This is a genomic window from Salegentibacter profundi, from assembly GCF_054121475.1.
In genome coordinates, this window is sequence record NZ_JBSYGG010000011.1 from 12,343 (window position 1) to 30,586 (window position 18,244).

The window sequence follows — 18,244 nt, forward strand, 5'->3', positions numbered from 1 at the left end:
ATTTAAGCAACATTTTGCTTTTTGATCAGGTTTAGGGCCGAACCGTGCTTATACCATTCAATCTGTGAATTGTTATAAGTATGATTGGCTTTTATAGTATCCTTGCTTCCATCGGCATGAACCACTTCAATGGTAATCGGCTTGTTTGGAGCAAAGTCTTCCAAGTCAATAAAGTTAAAGGTATCGTCCTCCTGGATAAGATCATAATCGCTCTCATTGTCAAAGGTCAATCCTAACATACCTTGTTTTTTAAGGTTTGTTTCGTGTATACGTGCAAAGGATTTTACCAGCACTACTTTCACTCCCAGGTGACGAGGCTCCATAGCCGCGTGTTCCCTGGATGAACCTTCTCCATAATTATGGTCCCCTACCACGACAGTTGGTACCCCGGCTTTTTTGTATTCTCGTTGTACACTAGGCACACCATCATACTCACCGGTCAATTGGTTTTTCACAAAATTGGTTTTCTTATTGAAAGCATTGATGGCTCCTATCAACATATTGTTGGAGATATTGTCAAGGTGCCCACGGTAACGCAACCAGGGACCAGCCATTGAAATATGGTCGGTGGTACATTTCCCGAATGCTTTGATAAGTAATTTGGCACCCGTTAGATTTTTACCATTCCAGGGTTCAAAAGGAGTAAGTAGCTGTAAACGTTCACTATCTTCGGCAACCTTCACTTCAACTGAACTTCCATCCTCTTTTGGCGGGATATAACCGGCATCCTCCACAGCAAAACCTTTTGAAGGCAATTCTATACCTTGTGGCTCGTCAAGCATTACCTCTTCCCCATCTTCGTTGATCAACTTATCACGGGTTGGGTCAAAATCAAGACGACCGGAAATTGCAATCGCCGCAACCATTTCAGGTGAACCAACAAAAGCATGTGTATTAGGGTTTCCATCGGCACGTTTAGAGAAGTTACGGTTAAAAGAATGCACGATGGTATTCTTTTCTTCGCCTTTTCTGTCACTTCGGTCCCACTGACCTATACATGGACCACAGGCATTGGTAAAGACTGTTGCATCCAGATCTTCAAAAATCCTCAACAACCCATCACGCTCTGCGGTAAACCTTATTTGTTCTGAACCAGGATTAATTCCAAAATCCGACTTTGCTTTAATTTTCTTATCAACTGCCTGCTTGGCTATGGAAGCTGCACGGGTAAGGTCCTCGTAAGAAGAGTTAGTACAGGAACCAATTAATCCCCAGTCTACATTAATAGGCCAATCGTTTTCCTTTGCTTTAACTCCCATTTCTGAGATTGGAGTAGCCAGGTCAGGCGTGAAAGGTCCATTTAAATGCGGTTTTAACTCTGAAAGGTTTATCTCAATTAATTCATCGAAATATTGTTCCGGATTAGCGTAAACTTCCTCGTCACCAGTTAAGTGCTCCCTTACCTGATTCGCGGCATCCGCCACATCAGCTCGGTTGGTAGCTCTGAGGTACCTTTCCATGGAATCATCATAACCAAAGGTTGAAGTAGTAGCTCCTACCTCGGCTCCCATATTACATATAGTACCCTTTCCTGTAGCCGACATTGAACGGGCGCCTTCACCAAAATATTCGATAATAGCTCCAGTTCCTCCTTTTACCGTAAGGATTCCTGCTACTTTTAAGATCACATCTTTAGGAGCAGTCCATCCCGAAAGTTCACCAGTTAGCTTCACCCCGATAAGTTTAGGGAATTTAAGTTCCCAGGCCATTCCTGCCATCACATCGACGGCATCAGCACCCCCAACTCCTATGGCAACCATACCTAAACCACCGGCGTTCACGGTGTGAGAATCAGTACCTATCATCATTCCTCCAGGGAAGGCATAATTTTCAAGGACTACCTGGTGGATAATCCCTGCTCCGGGTCTCCAAAATCCAATTCCATATTTATTAGAAACAGATTCAAGAAATTCAAAAACCTCAGAACTGGATTTATTAGCCGCCTGCAAATCTATTGCCGCGCCCATTTTGGCTTGGATAAGGTGATCACAATGTACAGTTGTCGGAACGGCCACCTCCTTTTTTCCGGCTTGCATAAATTGCAACAAGGCCATTTGAGCAGTTGCATCCTGACAGGCAATTCTGTCCGGCGCAAAATCTACATAATCTTTCCCCCTTTGGTAAGCCTCTTTTACCTGGCCATCCCATAGGTGAGAATAAAGGATTTTTTCTGAAAGTGTCAAAGGTTTTCCAACAACCTCGCGTGCTTTATTTACACGCTCGGGCATTTGGCTGTACACCTTCTTGATCATATCAATATCGTATGCCATATCTGTTAGTTTTTAGTTCTAAAAAGTCTCGCAAATTTACGGAATTCAAGCGAATTTTAAAAATTAGAACCTAATATCAAAATTACTTGAAAATAATTCAATTATCTGTAAATTTTATAGACTAAAATTATCGAATATTAAAATTTATTATAAGTAATTACGATATTAGCAATAATAGCTTTTATTATTGAAAAGTACTTTCTAAAATAATTCGGTAATTATTTTCTCTTCAGTAATGCCTTCGGCTTCCGCCTTGTAGTTCTTAATGATACGATGACGAAGGATACCAATAGCCACTTTTTGTACATCTTCGATATCAGGAGAAAATTTCCCATTTACTGCAGCATTCGCTTTAGCTGCAAGAATCAGGTTTTGCGAGGCCCTCGGCCCTGCTCCCCAATCCAGGTAGGTTTTGACAAGGTCAGGAACTCCATTAGCGGATGGTCTGGTCTTTCCTACTAGCCTAACGGCATATTCGACCACATTATTGGCTACCGGAATTCTTCTTATCAAATGTTGTATTTGAATGATCTCTTCGGCGTTAAATAAGGCATCAACTTCTACCTCTTCATCAGAGGTGGTATTTTTCACCACATTTACTTCTTCTTCAAAACTGGGGTATTCCAGGTTGATGGCGAACATAAAACGGTCGAGTTGCGCCTCCGGCAAAGGATAGGTTCCTTCCTGCTCAATGGGGTTTTGCGTGGCAAGAACAAAATAAGGCTTTGCCAGTTTATAATGATGTCCGGCTACGGTTACGGCTCGTTCCTGCATGGCCTCTAGTAAGGCCGCCTGAGTTTTTGGAGGTGTTCTGTTGATCTCATCAGCCAGGATGATATTGGCAAAAACCGGTCCTTTAATAAATTTAAAATGCCGGTTCTCATCCAGGATCTCGGCCCCAAGAATATCACTTGGCATAAGGTCCGGGGTGAACTGAATTCGCTTGAAATCAAGGCCAAGGGTCCTGGCAATAGTGTTAACCATTAAGGTTTTGGCCAGTCCAGGCACCCCTATTAACAAAGAATGCCCTCCGGAGAAAACGGAGAGCAAAATTTGGTCAATTACTTTATCCTGTCCAACGATAATCCTGGCAATTTCTTTTTTCAATTGCCGATTTTTCTCAACCAGATTCTCTACCAGGGCAACGTCAGACATCTTTATTAGTTTTTAAGCCAGTTACTGCTATACTCGCAATCCCGATATTTTCCACTAACCTTCACATAGGTTTCATCGATCTTCGACTTCTGCCATTCCTCAATGGCTTCCATTTGTTTATCACGAAGAGCAAGCTCCTTGATCTTCATATAATCAGTAGAGTAATTAGCCTTATGTTCGGGTATTCTTTTAGTTACTTTAATTAATTTAAAGGTTGGCCGCCCGGTTCGGTCCTGTTCGGTTAATCTTAGGGATAGTTCTCCCTCCTGCAATTCCCCGATCTGGTCATAAAGTTTTGGATCCACCTTCGAGAGCTCAAAACGACTATCACCGGTTTGCGGATTCATTAGACGCCCTCCATCGTTTCTAGTTTCTTCTTCATCTGAAAATTCTCTTGCGGCTTCCGCAAAATCAAGGACACCTTCATTAACCCGCTTACGAATACTGTCAATCTTACTTTTAGCCTCTTCGACTGACGCCCTGTTCACATCAGGAATAAGCAATATATGACGAAGGTCTACTGTCTGGCCTCGAATACGATCAACCTGAATAATATGGAATCCGAACTCAGTTTCAAATGGTTCACTAACCTCTCCCTGCTGAAGACTGAAAGCAACATCCTTGAATTCCTGAACAAAATTGTCTTTTCGGGAAAGACTTATTTGACCGCCATTGCTAGCACTTCCCGGGTCCTGGCTGTAAAGTATGGCCTTGGTTCCAAAATTAGCATCATTGTCTTCCACATCGGCTTTAAATTCGTTAAGCCGTGAAATCACTTTATTTTTTTCGGATTCAGGGATCTCAGGTCTTATCACGATCTGGGCAAGCTCCACCTCTTCTCCAAACATGGGAAGCTGGTCTTCAGGAATGTTATCAAAATATTCTCTTACCTCCTCTGGTGTAATTTCCACATCCTCGATAATACGCTGCTGCATCCGGCTGGCAAGCTGTCTTTCTTTATTAAGTTCAAACAACTCACTTCGGAACTCCTCCTCGGTATCTTTCTTATAGAATTCAAGTACTTTTTCCATCGAACCAACCTGGTTTACCATTTGGCTGATTTGCTGGTCGATATAATTATTGATCTCTGAATCCATAATGATGATACTATCCTGTATGGCGTGGTGGGCATAAAGCTTGTTTTCCATTAGAGATCCCGCTAGTTGGCAATCGGTGATCCCTGCTGTAGACATTCCCTGGCTTTGCATATCCTTATACATCAGCTGAACATCGCTTTCCAGGACAATATAATCTCCGATTACCGCAGCGATCCCATCGACCTTTCTACGCTTAAATTCACCGTCATTTTCTGTATTTTGTGCTAACTCCTCCTCAGGTTGGATCGCAGTACTGTCTGTTACAATAACATCCTGGGCCGAAGCATTCAGACTAAAAAATAATCCGAAGATCAGTGCGCAAAGTTTAGTGGTAAATCTCAAATTGATTGTTTTTAATTGCATCTTTTGTAATTTCTTTTTCAAGTTCTTTTGTTAGATCAAGCTTTCTTTTATTAAGCAAAATCTGTTTTATCGAATGCCGGGCATATTCCAATGGAGCCTGTTCATTCTTCTCGAGGACATCATTAACATAAATCAAATATACATCTAAAGAATCTTCAAGTTGAAGAAAATTAGAAGTTTTAAGAAGATCTGACCGATCTTCTATACTTAAAGGTTTTATTTTATCATAAACCGATTTGGTTTTTACCCAAACCGAATCGTTAAAGGAGTAGTTTTTAAATTGTAGGGAAATTTTATCCAGTTCCTGCCTGTCTTCTTCATTAAATCGTTCAAACCAATCTTTGATCTGGTTAATATTGTTAAGGTTCTTATCCAGGTTGATATACCTTAATTTCACCAGGTCTTCCCTTAATTTAAAGTTTTCTTTATTCTCCTCATAATAGCTTTGAAGCTCGGATGGGGTAAAACTAGTGTCCATATTTTTTCTAGCCAGGGCTTCCGTATAAGCATTGGTGTAAAGTTCGTTTCTGTAATTCTCAACCAATTCATTGAACTCTTTCTGTTGTTCTTCCGAAAGATTCAGCTGAGCCCGGTCGACGATCAGTTGCTGGGTAGCCCAACGGGTAATATAAGTCGATACAATCAGACTACTATCTTCCGCACTGGTGTCTTCATTAAGAAGCGCCTTAATATCATCTTCATAAAGATAGGAATCATTGACCCGTGCCACGACTTTTCGCTCATCCTTTTCTTCCAATAAATTACAGGCTGTCACCCCAAAGGCCAGCATTAAAATTAGGAAAAATCGAAGTTTAGGTTTCAATACTTTTTTAGTTAAGGCAAGCAATTTGTATACCATTTACAAATTGCTATTCCAGTGCCTTTTACAATGTGAGCAAAAATAAGAATTCCTTTAGGTTCTACAAGCTTAACCAAAAACGATTATTCCATTTTAAAATTATAATCCCTGTCCTCATTTTCTGTAATATCCGGTTTAAGGTTATTATTCTTTTTCCAATAATTAGGATATAAGGAATTTGAACTGATATTTTTTTATTGTTTTTATTAAATAAAAACTGTGAATTATTCTTTTGGGCGGTTATATTTGCCAAAAATCTATTCAATTATGAAAAAAATATTCTTATTAATTGCATTTGTACTTGTAGCCTATACTGGCCATGCCCAAACCAAAACGGGCACTATTGATGCCGACTATATACTGACCCAAATGCCTGCTATGGAAGAGGTAAACCTTGGACTGCAAGACTATAACAAGGAGATGCAGGATGACCTACAGGAAACCATTCAGGAATATGAAGGACTGATCGAGGTGTACCAGAAAGACAGGGAGTCCTTAACAGAAGAAGAAAGAGCCGAAAAAGAAAACGAAATTATTGGTCTTGAGAATGATATTAAAGGTTTCAGGCAGCGCGCTTCTGTGATGATGCAAATGCGCAGAAATGAACTTACCAAGCCTCTTTATGAGGAGATCAACCAGGCGATGCAACAGGTAATCCAGGAGGAAGGCTACACCCAAATTTTTCATGCTAATGGTAACAGTATGGCCTTTGCCGATGAGCGTTTTGATATTACGGAAAAAGTACTGGAAAAATTAGGTATCGATCCTGATGAAGTTCAGGAAAAAGAAACAGAAGAAGATTAAAGTTCTGTACTCGATAATCAGCAAATAAAAACCCGGTCGATGCCGGGTTTTTTATTTATTAATTTAAGATCTACCTGCTGTAGTTTGGCGATTCTTTGGTTATTGTAACATTATGAGGATGGCTTTCGTGAATACCTGAAGATGTGATCTTCACAAATTTTCCTCTTTCTTTCAAACTCTCAATATCTTTGGCACCGCAGTAGCCCATTCCAGCACGCAAGCCTCCAACAAATTGGTGAATACTCTCTTCAAGATCTCCTTTATAAGGAACGCGTCCCACGATCCCCTCTGGTACCAGTTTTTTAATATCATCTTCAACATCCTGGAAGTACCTGTCCTTAGAACCTTTGTTCATGGCCTCCACGGAGCCCATTCCACGATAAGACTTAAATTTTCTACCTTCAAAGATTATGGTCTCTCCTGGCGATTCCTTGGTACCGGCAAGTAAGGACCCAAGCATCACGCAGTCAGCTCCGGCAGCAAGTGCTTTTGGGATATCCCCGGTATAACGTATTCCTCCATCCGCAATTACCGGAACACCAGAACCCTTGAGCGCTTCCGCTACTTCCAGAACCGCAGAGAACTGAGGAAAACCAACCCCGGCTACTACCCTGGTAGTACATATAGAGCCTGGTCCAATACCAACCTTCACGGCATCGGCCCCGGCATCAGCCAAATATTTAGCGGCCTCCGCAGTAGCAATATTTCCTACCACTACCTCAAGTTCAGGAAAGTTTTTCTTTACTTCCTGTAAAACGTGAACAACCCCCCTGGTGTGACCATGGGCCGTATCAATGACTACCGCATCAACCCCGGCTTTGACCAGTGCTCCGGCCCTCTCCACGGCATCTCCGGTAACGCCGATCGCTGCCGCAACACGAAGTCTTCCGTAAGAATCCTTATTAGCGGTAGGTTTCTGGGAAAGTTTAGTGATATCCCTAAAGGTAATTAATCCCACCAGTTTCTTTTCCGCATTGACCACAGGTAGTTTCTCTATTTTAAATTCCTGAAGAATATCCTCGGCTTCATCCAGAGAAGTACCCTCGGCTACCGTCACGAGGTTTTCCGAGGTCATTACCTCTGAAATTGGACGGTTATTATTCTTTTCAAATCTTAAGTCCCTGTTGGTGACAATACCAAGTAATTTGCCCTGCTCATCTACAATGGGTATTCCTCCAATGCTATGCTCCTTCATACTTGATTTGGCATCGCTTACACTGGCTGAAATTGAAAGAGTCACAGGATCTATTATCATACCGCTTTCGGCACGTTTTACCTTACGCACTTTTAGTGCCTGGGCTTCAATCCCCATATTCTTGTGCAAAACACCAATACCACCTTCACGGGCAATAGCGATAGCCATTCTAGATTCGGTAACCGTATCCATTGCTGCAGAGACAATAGGAACGTTTATGCGTATATTTTTGGTGAATTTTGAGCTTATATCAACTTCTCTGGGAAGGACATCAGAAAAGGCGGGAACCAATAGAACGTCGTCATAAGTAAGGCCTTCCCCTAAAATTTTGGATTCGTGTGCGGTCATAGCAATTAAGGATTTAATTGCGTGCAAATATACAGTTTTTATAACAAAAATCCTTTAAAACAGAATAAGTTACAAAAGCAAGCTCTAAGCAACTGCTAACCGGTAAATTCAAGGAGATCTGTAGCGTTAAAACCTATTTTAATACGATCAGCAATATCACTTTCCTTAGTAAATACCGAAATTTTATGACCGTTATCAAGTTTGAGAAGCAACTGTGTACCTGTACCCAGGAAAGTCTTTTTTAATACCCTGGCATGTGTCACATACTCGCACTCTTCATTTATACACAAATTCTCATTGCGAATGGCGTGTTCGCATTTCGGGTTAAGTGGACAGGCAAAAGCAGTCTGCATCTCTTTATTAAGCTCAATGGTATTTCCAAACAAAGAAGCGACATAAATGGAGGATGGTTTGATATAGAGATTGGCAGGTTGGTCCTTCTGAATGATTTTTCCATCTTGTAAGATAAGGATCTCATCTGCCACAGAGAGGGCGTCTTGTGTATCATGTGTCACAAATATTGCGGTGACCCCAGTTTGTTTTATGATCTCAAAGACCTGGCTTCTCAACTGCATTCTTAACATGGAATCCAGGTTACTAAATGGTTCATCTAAAATAAGCAATGAGGGATTAGGCGCTAAAGCCCTAGCCAAAGCAACCCGCTGTTGCTGACCTCCAGAGAGCTGATCGGGATAACGATGTTCCATTCCTTTTAAGCCCACAAGTTCGAGCATTTCCTGGGCACGTTCCTTTTTATTTTTCAGCTTTGAAATTCCATACATCACATTTTTCAGTAAATCAAAATGCGGAAAAAGTGCATACTCCTGAAAAACCAGGCCGATATTTCTCTTTTCAGGGGCTACTATCTTCCGTATCGAAGAAACCTCTTTGCCTAAAAGACTCACCACTCCTCCATCAGGTCTTTCCAAACCAGCAATTATTCTAACCAGGGTTGTTTTCCCACTCCCACTCTCTCCTACTATTGCGCAAACATTCCCCTTTTCCAGGGTAAAGGAGACATCTTTCAAGGCAAAACTCTTGCCCTTGTCAAAGCTTTTAGAAAGCGTATCTACAATCAGCATCTTCATTCTTTTATAAGTAATCTATTAAGGAATATAACTGGAAAAGCTGCCGTGAATATAATAAATAAGGAGGGAATAGCAGCCTCCATGATCAATTCGTCGCTAGCATATTCAAAGGCTTTCACAGCAAGAGTGTTTATGTGAAATGGTTTAAGAATAAGAGTAAGAGGCAATTCCTTCATCACATCGATAAACACAAGGATCATGGCGCTGAGTATACCGGTTTTTATAAGAGGGAATTCCACACGGAGGAAAGTTTCAAAATTTCCAACCCCTAACATCCTGGAAGAATCAGGAATGTTACTACTGACTTTTAGACCCGTGGATTCAATTGGGTTGTAGGCCACTGCCATAAAACGGACGGCATAGGCATAGACCAGTGCAACAAGACTTCCGTTAAAAAGTAAGCCTACACTTATTCCAAAAAATTTATCCATTAATCCAATAATCCATTTATCTAAAGCCAGGGTAGGTATCATTATTCCAATGGCAATTACTGCCCCTGGGATCGCGTAACCCAGGATACCGATTTTAGACAGGTTCTTAACAGCATGGTTACTACTCCATTTGGCAAGATAAATCAGTAATGTAGCAATAAATACCGTAACCACAGATGTCACTAAGGCAATCCAAAGGCTTTGCAGAGACAACATCAAAAAATCAAGATCAAAAACATTTCCGGCGGTCAGTATCGCCCAATAGATAAGTTGGGATAATGGAATAAAAAAACCAAAGCTCACCGGAATTAGAACAATTAAGAAAATCATCCATTGTGTCGGTTTTTTGAATGCTTTGCGATGGGAATATTTTGAAGCCTTTTCAGAAGCCACTTTCATGTTTTTTCTTTGCCACTTTTCAAAGGAAATAAGGCCAAAGACGAAAGTGATCAGCAAAGCTGAAAGATAGATCGCGGTCTCGGGTTCTTCTAAAGCAAACCACGCCCTAAAGATTCCGGTTGTAAAAGTATTTACCCCAAAGTACTGGGCTGCCCCATAATCGTTAAGCACTTCCATTAGCACCAGGATAAGTCCAGCGATGATGGCAGGACGAGCTAAGGGTAATATCAGCTTAAAAAATGATTTGAATTCTCCTATACCCAGCATGGTAGAGGCCTCCAGCAGGTTTCCAGCCTGGTTTAGAAAAAATGCCCTGGAGCTCACATACACATAAGGAAACAGTGAAATACTAAGTACAAAAGCAAGGCCGTATTTATTCATCATATCAATACGGATGAATTCCATATTAGCGAACCTTAGCAATAGCTCAAAACTACCTCCATAATCGAAGATACCTGCATAGGCATAGGCTACGATATAGGAAGGAATTGCCAGGGGAAGTATTAGCAACCATTCCATCTGCTTTCTAAAAGGAAATTGAAATCGGGACACCAGCCATGCACTGCTGACCCCCAATAAAAGCACCAAAAGGCTACAGAAAAAAATCAGGAAAAAAGTATTTCCGATATAATCTGCCAAAAGGTGATCTACGAGATGACTCCAGGTTTCCCCAGGCCCTGCAAAAAGTTTGACCCCAATAGAAATAATTGGCAGGGCTATAAAAGCAACGATGGCCAGTGTAAAAACCGACCATCTGTTGGTATCTCTTTTAAGACGGTTAAGCCTTGCTCTAAAAGAAAATATGTGACTATTTCCAGCCTGCTTCATCGAATAGCATTACTGCCTTTTTATTATTTTGTCCAAGCTTTGAAAGATTTATGGTATCCTCCTTGAAATTACCCCATTCTTTTAAAAGTGCAGCGGGTTCCACGGCTTCATTGACCGGATATTCATAGTTGGAATGCGCAAAGACTTCCTGAGCCTGCTTTGAGACAAGAAATTCAATAAATTTTATGGCATTCTCCTTATTGGGAGCATGTTTTGCTACCCCTGCACCACTTACATTAATATGGGTACCACGCCCATCCTGATTAGGAAAAAATAACCCCACCTGTTCCCCAGCTTTGACTTCTTCCGGGTCCTCTGAATTAAGCAGTTTCCCAATATAATAAGTATTTACAATAGCCAGGTCACCTTCTCCGGCGACTACAGCTTTCACCTGGTCCCGATCATTGCCTTTTGGAGAACGAGCCATATTATTCACTATGGCTTCTGCCCATTTCTTGGCCTCTTCTTCCCCATTATTCACTATCATAGAAGCCATCAGGCTTTGGTTATAAATATTCCCTGAACTACGGATAAGCAGTTTTCCATTCCATTTTTCTGAAGCCAGATCTTCGTAGGTAGAAAGTTCTTCAGGTTTTACCCGGTCCTTAGCATAGGCTATAACACGGGCTCGTTTGGTAAGGGCAAACCAATGATTGTCGGTATCCTTCAAATGAGAAGCAATGGTATTTTCCAGAACCTCAGATTCGGCAGGTTGTAACAGATCCTTGGTTTTTGCACGCTCCAATCTTCCGGCATCCACGGTAATTAAAACATCGGCAGGAGACTGTTCCCCTTCCATGCTCATTTTCTGAATGAGTTCATCGGCGCTGGCGTTGATCACATTTACCTTTATTCCTGTCTCTGACTCAAATTGCTCAAAGAGTTTCTGATCAGATTCATAATGCCTGTGAGTATAAACATTTACTTCCTGGGAAGTATCTTCTTTCTTTTGTTCTTCCTCAGCGTTCTTACAGGAGAACACTAACACCAGACTGAATAGTCCGAGAATCAATTTTTTCATTTTTAGAGATTTTATTATATGCCAAATATAGTTATTTAGAATTGTTTTAAATAAGATTTAGCGGCTTTTGATGCCAAGCCTATCCTTTATCAGGACCCGACATCGGTTCAGTTCAAAACTTTTTCCAATTACAACTTAAATTGAAGGCTGCTATACCAGGTGATTGGCTGGGCAGGGATAATTCCTGGACCGGGATAACCTGTTGCCCTTCTGGTAAAATAAGTATTGTTTAGTAAATTATTAATCCCTGTCTCCAACTTAAATCGTTTATAAGAATAAGAGAAAGAAAGGTCCATTACCCCATAGGATGGGATTTCACCTTCTATACCCCTTTGGGAATCACGCCTGTCCTGTGCGGCATTGGTAGCATCGGTAAATTGACTGGAAAGGTAGGTATACTGCAGACTACCCAAGAGATTTTTATATCCAAAGGTCAATCCGGATTTAAGGTTTACTGCTGGAATAAATTCAACCTTGTTCCCTTCTACGTTGGTTTGGGCAGAATCGGTATATTCCGATTGGGTAAAAGCGGTATTAAGGAATATACTGGCAAGAAAATCACCGTCCTCTCCAAAAAGCGCATTCTTTAGGTTCCAATCCGCAAAAGTCTCAATTCCGTAAATAAAAGCATCCCCTATATTCCCTCTAAAGCGCACCAGGCGGCCGGTCTCAACCAGCTCTCCGGAGGCATTTTCGCGTACTTCTGCTCTAAGCACTTCCCCGATCCTGTTGTTGTACCTGAGTCCAAAAATACTGGCATCATAAGATAAATTTTGCCATCTCCCGCGCAGTCCCAAATCGGCAGTAAAACCTTCTTCATCGGTAATATTGGGATCCACCTGGAAAACAGGGTTTACAACCCTTATATCATTAAAGGTCACAGACCGGTAGTTTTGGGAGAAATTACCGTAGACCTCATTATCAGGGTCTATTTTATAGGCAGCACCTACTCCTAATAGTACAAAACCCCGCTCAAACTCCCTGTTATCTGAAATAGTTTCATTTTGGAGCACATTTCCTGCAAGATCGGTAAAGATGTTTTTAAAACTTCCCTGGCTTTGGGTATGGATATATTCAAACCGGAAACCGGGGGTTATAGAAAACCTTTTGCTGAAATGGAAAATGTTTTCCCCAAAAACTGCAAGGTTCTTATTGGGAAAACGGAAAGCGGACTGTCGCGGATAATTAGGATAGGCTGAAGTGGCAAAACTAAAATCAGGATTAGAAGCAGCGGTTCCCGGACCCTGTCTTTGAAAGTTATCGGCATCATAGTATTTGCTCCCTATAAGAAAAACCGATTCCTCTCCAAGAAAATTATATCGGGTAAGCAGGCGCGCTTCGGCACCCCAATTGCTAAAATCATCAAAAAGCAGTTCCCTTGGCTGCTGGGGATCGTCTGGTTGAGAAACCCTGTTTTGTCGATATCCGAGTGCTTCCCTGGAAGCATCAAGACCAAATAGGTTTAAACTGAATTCGGTCTTTTCAGAAAATTGATGTTGTAGCTTTAAGGCAAACAAATTCCAGTTAACATCAAACCAATTGCGCGAGCGATTGCTGAACTCGGGATTTTCGTAAAACTGAAGGTCGGTTAATCCACCGGGTTGTTGGGCCAGGTAATCCAGCCAGGTATATTCAAAACTCAGTTGGGTTTTCTCATTAAATTTCCAACCCATATGAGCAAATACATTATGGGATTCATATTGAGAATTTGGCCTAAAACCATTTCCCGACTTATAGTTATAATAGGTGTAGTAACTAAACTTACCCAGGGTACCACTTGCACTATTAAAACTGGTAAAAAGACCATAAGATCCTAAAGATTGCCGACTGATAAGTTCGAACTTCTTAAAAGGATTTGGTTTTTTAAATTTGAAATTAATGAGCCCACCAAATTGTGTCCCATATTGCAGGGAAGCAGCTCCCCGAACTACCTGTATCTCGCTCAAAGCTTCAGGGGGAGGTGTATAATAGCTTTCAGGATAACCAAGAACATCTGCCGAAATATCATAACCGTTTTGGCGGGTATTGAAATTTTGCGTCCGATTAGGATCCAAGCCTCTTCCACCAATATTTAGTTGTAAACCTGCATCGCCATTATCATAAATATTTAAACCCACAACCTGGTTATAAATCTGCCTGGCATTATTGGCTGCAAGATTCCCGGTTACTTTATCCAGCAACACCACTTCACTCTTCTTACCCGCATAAATAGCGGTACCCTCAACTTCTTTTAGCCTGCGCAGGGCAAATAATTTTTCACGGCGTTGGGTAATGACCACTTCTGATAGATTTTCAGCCAGGGGTAAAAGCGAAAAGGTAATTTCAGTATTTTCAGTTATTTCAATATTTCTTTCCTCAAGTTGATACTGAAAACTATACACAACCAGCTCATAAACTCCGGAAGGCAAAGCTTCAATAACAAAGTCGCCATTCTCATCGGCCAGAGTCAGCTCCCCGGTAGTCTTATTATAGATTTCAGCATATGGAATCCGGGAATTATCTTCAGAAGAAACTACTTTTCCCCGCAGGGACTGGGCGTGGATTCCGGCAAAAGTCAGAAAAAACAAACAAAGTAAACTAAAGGCCTCTAATCTGGTCATGAAATGGTAGGATAAAGGTTTTGTGTTTAAAGGAGTCGTTCTCCTTCAGCAAATTAACGTCCGGATCTATATAAGGAGCGCTTTTTCTTCCATTAAGCGCTACATAACTTTCTACATAAATCTCGATATTTTGGTGGCCATCTTTTTTAAAGTGGTCGGCAAGGTAATGGGCATATTGCAGGATAAAATCAGGTTGGGTAGCCATTTGCTTTTCCTGAAAGGGAGTCAGGAAATCAGCATTATCTACATAAAAACGTTTTCCTGTTTTTCCATCCACGACCTTAAATTGTGCATAACCTGCTTTTTCCATTAACATCACCCGCCAGGAAAACCTGAATCCTTCCTCTGTCCAGAAAAGTTCTCCAGGGTATAGCAAATACCTCCAGGGGAAAAGCAATTGAACAATAAAGAACAGGCCTAAAAAGCTGAGAAGCAATTTTCTTCTCTTTGGAAGAATTGTCAGTTCCCTGCCATTATCAAAACAGGATTTAGCAATTCCGAAAAGGCGAGAGATGATTTGGAGGATCCTGTGATGCACTTTTGGATCAAAGAAAATAAGAGCGCTGACGATCATGATATAGGGAAACATACCTATAGGGAATAAGACTCTTGTTAAAACATGAAATACCACCACAAGCGCGAAAGCGATAATTCGGGTGCGACGATACAACAATAAAAACGGAATAAGAAGGTCGTATAACATTCCACTCCAACTAAAAGCATAATGCACCCATTCCTGTTGCAGCAGGTTTCCTAAAAAGGGAAGATCATATTTTGCCGGAAGCCAGATCTTAAGCGGCATAGCCTTTAAGAGCCAGTCGGAGTTTATTTTTGCAAGACCAGCGTAAAAATAAACAAGGCCCAGCAATAGTTTAATGCTATCTATACTCCAGCGTGGAACCTTTTGATAAGCCAAATTGGAGTTCTTCCTTGCATCTACGGAAAAATAAGTATTGGCAGGAAGAAATATGAGCAAAAAACTCAGAATACTAATAAAATAATAATGGTTTAAATAAGTGGTTTTATCCATCAGCTCTATATAGGTAAAGCTGAGAAAAAAGGTGATAATGGCCAATCTGTATTTATAGCCTAGCCCCACCATTAGGGCGGAGAGCCCACAAATAATGAAAATGACATAGGTAAAGCCTCCAAGGGGCTTCACCCAGTCAAATCCATAATAGGAAAATGAAAATTCCGGAAGTATATATAATTTCTCGATCCATCCATTTAACCAGAATCTAATGATACTAGCAAGCATCATAAAACCGAAGAAGATCCGAAAAACCGCTAAGGGAGCAGCCTCGGTTTTTTGACTAAAATATGATGGAAACCACTGGTTCATGCGGATATATTAATCACCGTCAGAATCCACGTAATCGACACTTATGGAAAGTGCCTGCATCATATCTACCTTCAACAGAACCACGTTTTGCTGTAGCTCATCAAAAGCGGCCAGCATTTCACTATTGTTGTTTTCTATCTGGCTCACAAAATTCTGATCCAGTGAAGTGGCCTGTTGTTTTATCACTTCAAATTGGCCGTTGATAAGCCCGCTTAGATCCTCACCACCTTTTATTGTATTGAGGTAGTCAAGATAATCATCATAACCAGGACCATTCTGGTTTCCGTTAAAATGACGTCCGTTAAAGAAATCCTGGGTGCTTTGCAGTGCTTTTAAATACAGTGATTTAGACAGGGAGGGAGAATAGTACGCTTCCACGGCGCCCGGCACAGGATTCCCAGTAAAAGCTCCCGCAGGAATTCCTATTTTCCCTGAACGGAGAAATTTTTCGAAATACATCACGTAATCATTTGTAAACCGATCTACGGATCCAGTACTGGTAGAGCCTGTATTGGCAACAAATTCATCCCTAAAAGAATTCTCCCATCCTGAAAGAACTGTTTTGGTCAAGGCGTTTATCTTTTCTGACACATCCTCGAGATAGTTTTTATATCCTTCAGCATTTTCATTGGCACTATAAAATTCAACGATTTGAGCATCGGTTTCCCCGAGTCCATTGAGCAGGTAATCCAATGCCGGGAATCCCTGTTTATCGTAAGACGAAGGTAATTCAAGATTGAAATCATTAGCGGATATTTTCGCTTCAACTCCAGGAGCATCCAACGGATATGTATTCAAAAAATTTCGATAATTTACCGCTTCAGCCTCTCCTATTTCAAATAAAGAAACAGTTTGGAACTCAAGATAAGCTTCCTGATAAGCACTACGTAAATCTTGTAGTTTTGCCTCTGAAGGCTCCTGAGTAAAAGCCAGGGTTTTATCCTGAAGATCCTGGGTGTAGCCTTCAAAATTTTCAAAGGAAGGGATGATAATATTATCAGCCCAGTTTTGAAGCATTTCTCCCCTGTCAAAATCATCGATTTTGGTATCATCCCCTTTGTCGTCTCCGCTACTGCAGGAAAGCAGAGCAGCAAACAAAGGCAAAATTGAGAATCTAAGTATCTTATTCATAATCTTTAAATTAGATCAGGATTAAAGCCAATGCTTCAATCCCGGTTCGTTTTGGTTTCTTTTCACTAAATTATTCAGCTGCCTGTGCAACACTAAAATCAAAAGCAGCTGCAATATCTTCTGAAATACTATCCAGGGTTTCTGGGGTTACATCCCAAAACCCGTCTCCGGCCATTAACTGCTCGAGATAATCCGCTACTGTTTCTGCTGAAATATAAGGGGCACCTGTTGCTGGATTATGGGTGAACCTAAGACTATAGATAAACCCATAGCCTTCCGATAGGGAATGGAAAGCGGCGCCTTGCTCGCCATTGGCCAGTTGTTTTTTACCGGACTGCAAATAATAGATGGCACGCACAGCAATAACTTTTGAGATATTTTTCCGGATAATTTCGACCTGCTTGTCGCGAAGCTCATAATCGCCAGCCACAATGGCCGCTCTCCCGGTTTTAAAAGCCTCAAAAGTTTCTTCAGCAATTCCTTCAAAATCGCTGTCATTATTGACACTCCCCATATATTTAAAAAGAAGGATGTCATTACTTTCATTTAAAACACTGTTTGGATCTTCACCGGGAATAGAAGGATCTCCATAAAGGTATCCATAGGCTTCATCCCACTTGTGCTCCATGGTGGTATAGGATTTCCCCTCCTCTACAATTCCTTGCTGATTTTTGGCCCTGTTATCACCTTCATCAAGAACTTCAACGGAAAGGTAGTTATTGAGGATCTGGTCTGCTACCAAGGCACCGATTAGACCCTTAGCAAAAGCCTGATCAGCCTCCAAAGCTTTTCCATCTATATAACGCACCTTAGAACCCGCTGCAATTTGACCTGCTTTACCAGGAGCGGCCAATTCATTTTCATTTGGAAAGACCTCGCTGGCCTGAATATCTATAAACGATTCAAAATCTGCTTTAATCTCATTGCTCTCCAATGTATTGGCAGAAAAATATAATTTTGAAGCAGCTACTTTACTTTTGATACTTTTAGAGCTTTCATTGAGTTCATCGGCTAAGAACGGCTCATTTTCATTAGAAAACATATTGGACATACTAGCCTGGGTGGCATTGTCAAAGTCCTGGAAAGAGGTAAACAATTCCTTAAACATACTTAAACGCAGGGTTTGGCCAGGGAAACTCACGGTAGATGCAGCTTCTCTCTCAAACGAGTAATTTGCCGGAACCTCAAGCTGATTTTCTTCCGGAACTACAGGATCATCTGAGGTACAAGATGTAAGTGCAAAACCTCCTAAGACTAGCGTAGTCAAAAACTTTTTCATTTTCTATTTTATTTAGACTGATTAAATATTAGGC

General features: G+C 41.1%; 13 protein-coding genes. 1 reads left to right on the plus strand and 12 read right to left on the minus strand.

Going from position 1 to position 18,244, the window contains the following annotated elements:
• Nucleotides 1-2 precede the first annotated feature (2 nt).
• The 4 genes from ACW6NC_RS12905 to ACW6NC_RS12920 form a co-directional block, all read right to left on the minus strand.
• Nucleotides 3-2,270 carry an aconitate hydratase gene (locus ACW6NC_RS12905; protein WP_457866601.1) on the minus strand — a complete coding sequence of 756 codons (2,268 nt, stop codon included), beginning with the start codon at nt 2,268-2,270 and terminating at the stop codon, nt 3-5.
• Nucleotides 2,271-2,471: 201 nt separating this feature from the next.
• Entirely contained in the window at nt 2,472-3,425 is a 954-nt protein-coding gene (locus ACW6NC_RS12910) for an AAA family ATPase (RefSeq protein WP_457866602.1), read from the minus strand.
• 5 nt (nt 3,426-3,430) lie between these two features.
• Nucleotides 3,431-4,864: a foldase protein PrsA gene (locus ACW6NC_RS12915; RefSeq protein ID WP_457866603.1), complete on the minus strand. Its 1,434-nt coding sequence runs from the start codon at nt 4,862-4,864 to the stop codon at nt 3,431-3,433.
• Nucleotides 4,848-5,708: a peptidyl-prolyl cis-trans isomerase gene (locus tag ACW6NC_RS12920; protein WP_457866604.1), complete on the minus strand. Its 861-nt coding sequence runs from the start codon at nt 5,706-5,708 to the stop codon at nt 4,848-4,850. The genes ACW6NC_RS12915 and ACW6NC_RS12920 overlap by 17 nt, the downstream gene beginning before the upstream one ends.
• 303 nt (nt 5,709-6,011) lie before the next feature.
• Between ACW6NC_RS12920 and ACW6NC_RS12925 the strand changes: the two genes are divergently transcribed.
• Nucleotides 6,012-6,548 (plus strand): OmpH family outer membrane protein, encoded by a 537-nt coding sequence (locus ACW6NC_RS12925; RefSeq protein WP_457866605.1) that lies wholly within the window; start codon nt 6,012-6,014, stop codon nt 6,546-6,548.
• 70 nt (nt 6,549-6,618) lie between these two features.
• Here ACW6NC_RS12925 and guaB read toward each other — a convergent pair whose 3' ends face one another.
• The 8 genes from guaB to ACW6NC_RS12965 form a co-directional block, all read right to left on the minus strand.
• Complete coding sequence (guaB, locus tag ACW6NC_RS12930; RefSeq protein ID WP_457866606.1) at nt 6,619-8,091, minus strand: IMP dehydrogenase; 1,473 nt, start codon at nt 8,089-8,091, stop codon at nt 6,619-6,621.
• 95 nt (nt 8,092-8,186) lie between these two features.
• Nucleotides 8,187-9,179, minus strand: a complete 993-nt coding sequence (locus tag ACW6NC_RS12935; protein ID WP_457866607.1) for an ABC transporter ATP-binding protein — start codon at nt 9,177-9,179, stop codon at nt 8,187-8,189.
• On the minus strand, nt 9,176-10,837 hold the full coding sequence (locus ACW6NC_RS12940) for an ABC transporter permease (RefSeq protein WP_457866608.1): 1,662 nt from the start codon (nt 10,835-10,837) through the stop codon (nt 9,176-9,178). Before ACW6NC_RS12940 ends, ACW6NC_RS12935 begins: the two co-directional genes overlap by 4 nt.
• A complete protein-coding gene (locus ACW6NC_RS12945) occupies nt 10,818-11,858 on the minus strand; it encodes a Fe(3+) ABC transporter substrate-binding protein (protein WP_457866609.1) in 1,041 nt (346 codons plus the stop codon). Before ACW6NC_RS12945 ends, ACW6NC_RS12940 begins: the two co-directional genes overlap by 20 nt.
• 128 nt (nt 11,859-11,986) lie before the next feature.
• Nucleotides 11,987-14,458, minus strand: a complete 2,472-nt coding sequence (locus ACW6NC_RS12950; protein WP_457866610.1) for a TonB-dependent receptor domain-containing protein — start codon at nt 14,456-14,458, stop codon at nt 11,987-11,989.
• Complete coding sequence (locus ACW6NC_RS12955; protein WP_457866611.1) at nt 14,436-15,800, minus strand: HTTM domain-containing protein; 1,365 nt, start codon at nt 15,798-15,800, stop codon at nt 14,436-14,438. The genes ACW6NC_RS12950 and ACW6NC_RS12955 overlap by 23 nt, the downstream gene beginning before the upstream one ends.
• A gap of 9 nt (nt 15,801-15,809) precedes the next feature.
• Nucleotides 15,810-16,931 (minus strand): imelysin family protein, encoded by a 1,122-nt coding sequence (locus tag ACW6NC_RS12960; protein WP_457866613.1) that lies wholly within the window; start codon nt 16,929-16,931, stop codon nt 15,810-15,812.
• 70 nt (nt 16,932-17,001) lie between these two features.
• Nucleotides 17,002-18,210 carry a DUF4856 domain-containing protein gene (locus ACW6NC_RS12965; protein WP_457866615.1) on the minus strand — a complete coding sequence of 403 codons (1,209 nt, stop codon included), beginning with the start codon at nt 18,208-18,210 and terminating at the stop codon, nt 17,002-17,004.
• Nucleotides 18,211-18,244 lie beyond the last annotated feature (34 nt).

What these genes read in the sequence shown, in the direction of transcription:
- guaB (WP_457866606.1), bottom strand. Translation starts at nt 8,091, where the DNA reads ATGACCGCACACGAATCCAAAATTTTAGGGGAAGGCCTTACTTATGAC.
- ACW6NC_RS12950 (WP_457866610.1), bottom strand. Translation starts at nt 14,458, where the DNA reads ATGACCAGATTAGAGGCCTTTAGTTTACTTTGTTTGTTTTTTCTGACT.
- ACW6NC_RS12960 (WP_457866613.1), bottom strand. Translation starts at nt 16,931, where the DNA reads ATGAATAAGATACTTAGATTCTCAATTTTGCCTTTGTTTGCTGCTCTG.
- ACW6NC_RS12945 (WP_457866609.1), bottom strand. Translation starts at nt 11,858, where the DNA reads ATGAAAAAATTGATTCTCGGACTATTCAGTCTGGTGTTAGTGTTCTCC.
- ACW6NC_RS12965 (WP_457866615.1), bottom strand. Translation starts at nt 18,210, where the DNA reads ATGAAAAAGTTTTTGACTACGCTAGTCTTAGGAGGTTTTGCACTTACA.
- ACW6NC_RS12910 (WP_457866602.1), bottom strand. Translation starts at nt 3,425, where the DNA reads ATGTCTGACGTTGCCCTGGTAGAGAATCTGGTTGAGAAAAATCGGCAA.
- ACW6NC_RS12940 (WP_457866608.1), bottom strand. Translation starts at nt 10,837, where the DNA reads ATGAAGCAGGCTGGAAATAGTCACATATTTTCTTTTAGAGCAAGGCTT.
- ACW6NC_RS12935 (WP_457866607.1), bottom strand. Translation starts at nt 9,179, where the DNA reads ATGAAGATGCTGATTGTAGATACGCTTTCTAAAAGCTTTGACAAGGGC.
- ACW6NC_RS12905 (WP_457866601.1), bottom strand. Translation starts at nt 2,270, where the DNA reads ATGGCATACGATATTGATATGATCAAGAAGGTGTACAGCCAAATGCCC.
- ACW6NC_RS12955 (WP_457866611.1), bottom strand. Translation starts at nt 15,800, where the DNA reads ATGAACCAGTGGTTTCCATCATATTTTAGTCAAAAAACCGAGGCTGCT.
- ACW6NC_RS12925 (WP_457866605.1), top strand. Translation starts at nt 6,012, where the DNA reads ATGAAAAAAATATTCTTATTAATTGCATTTGTACTTGTAGCCTATACT.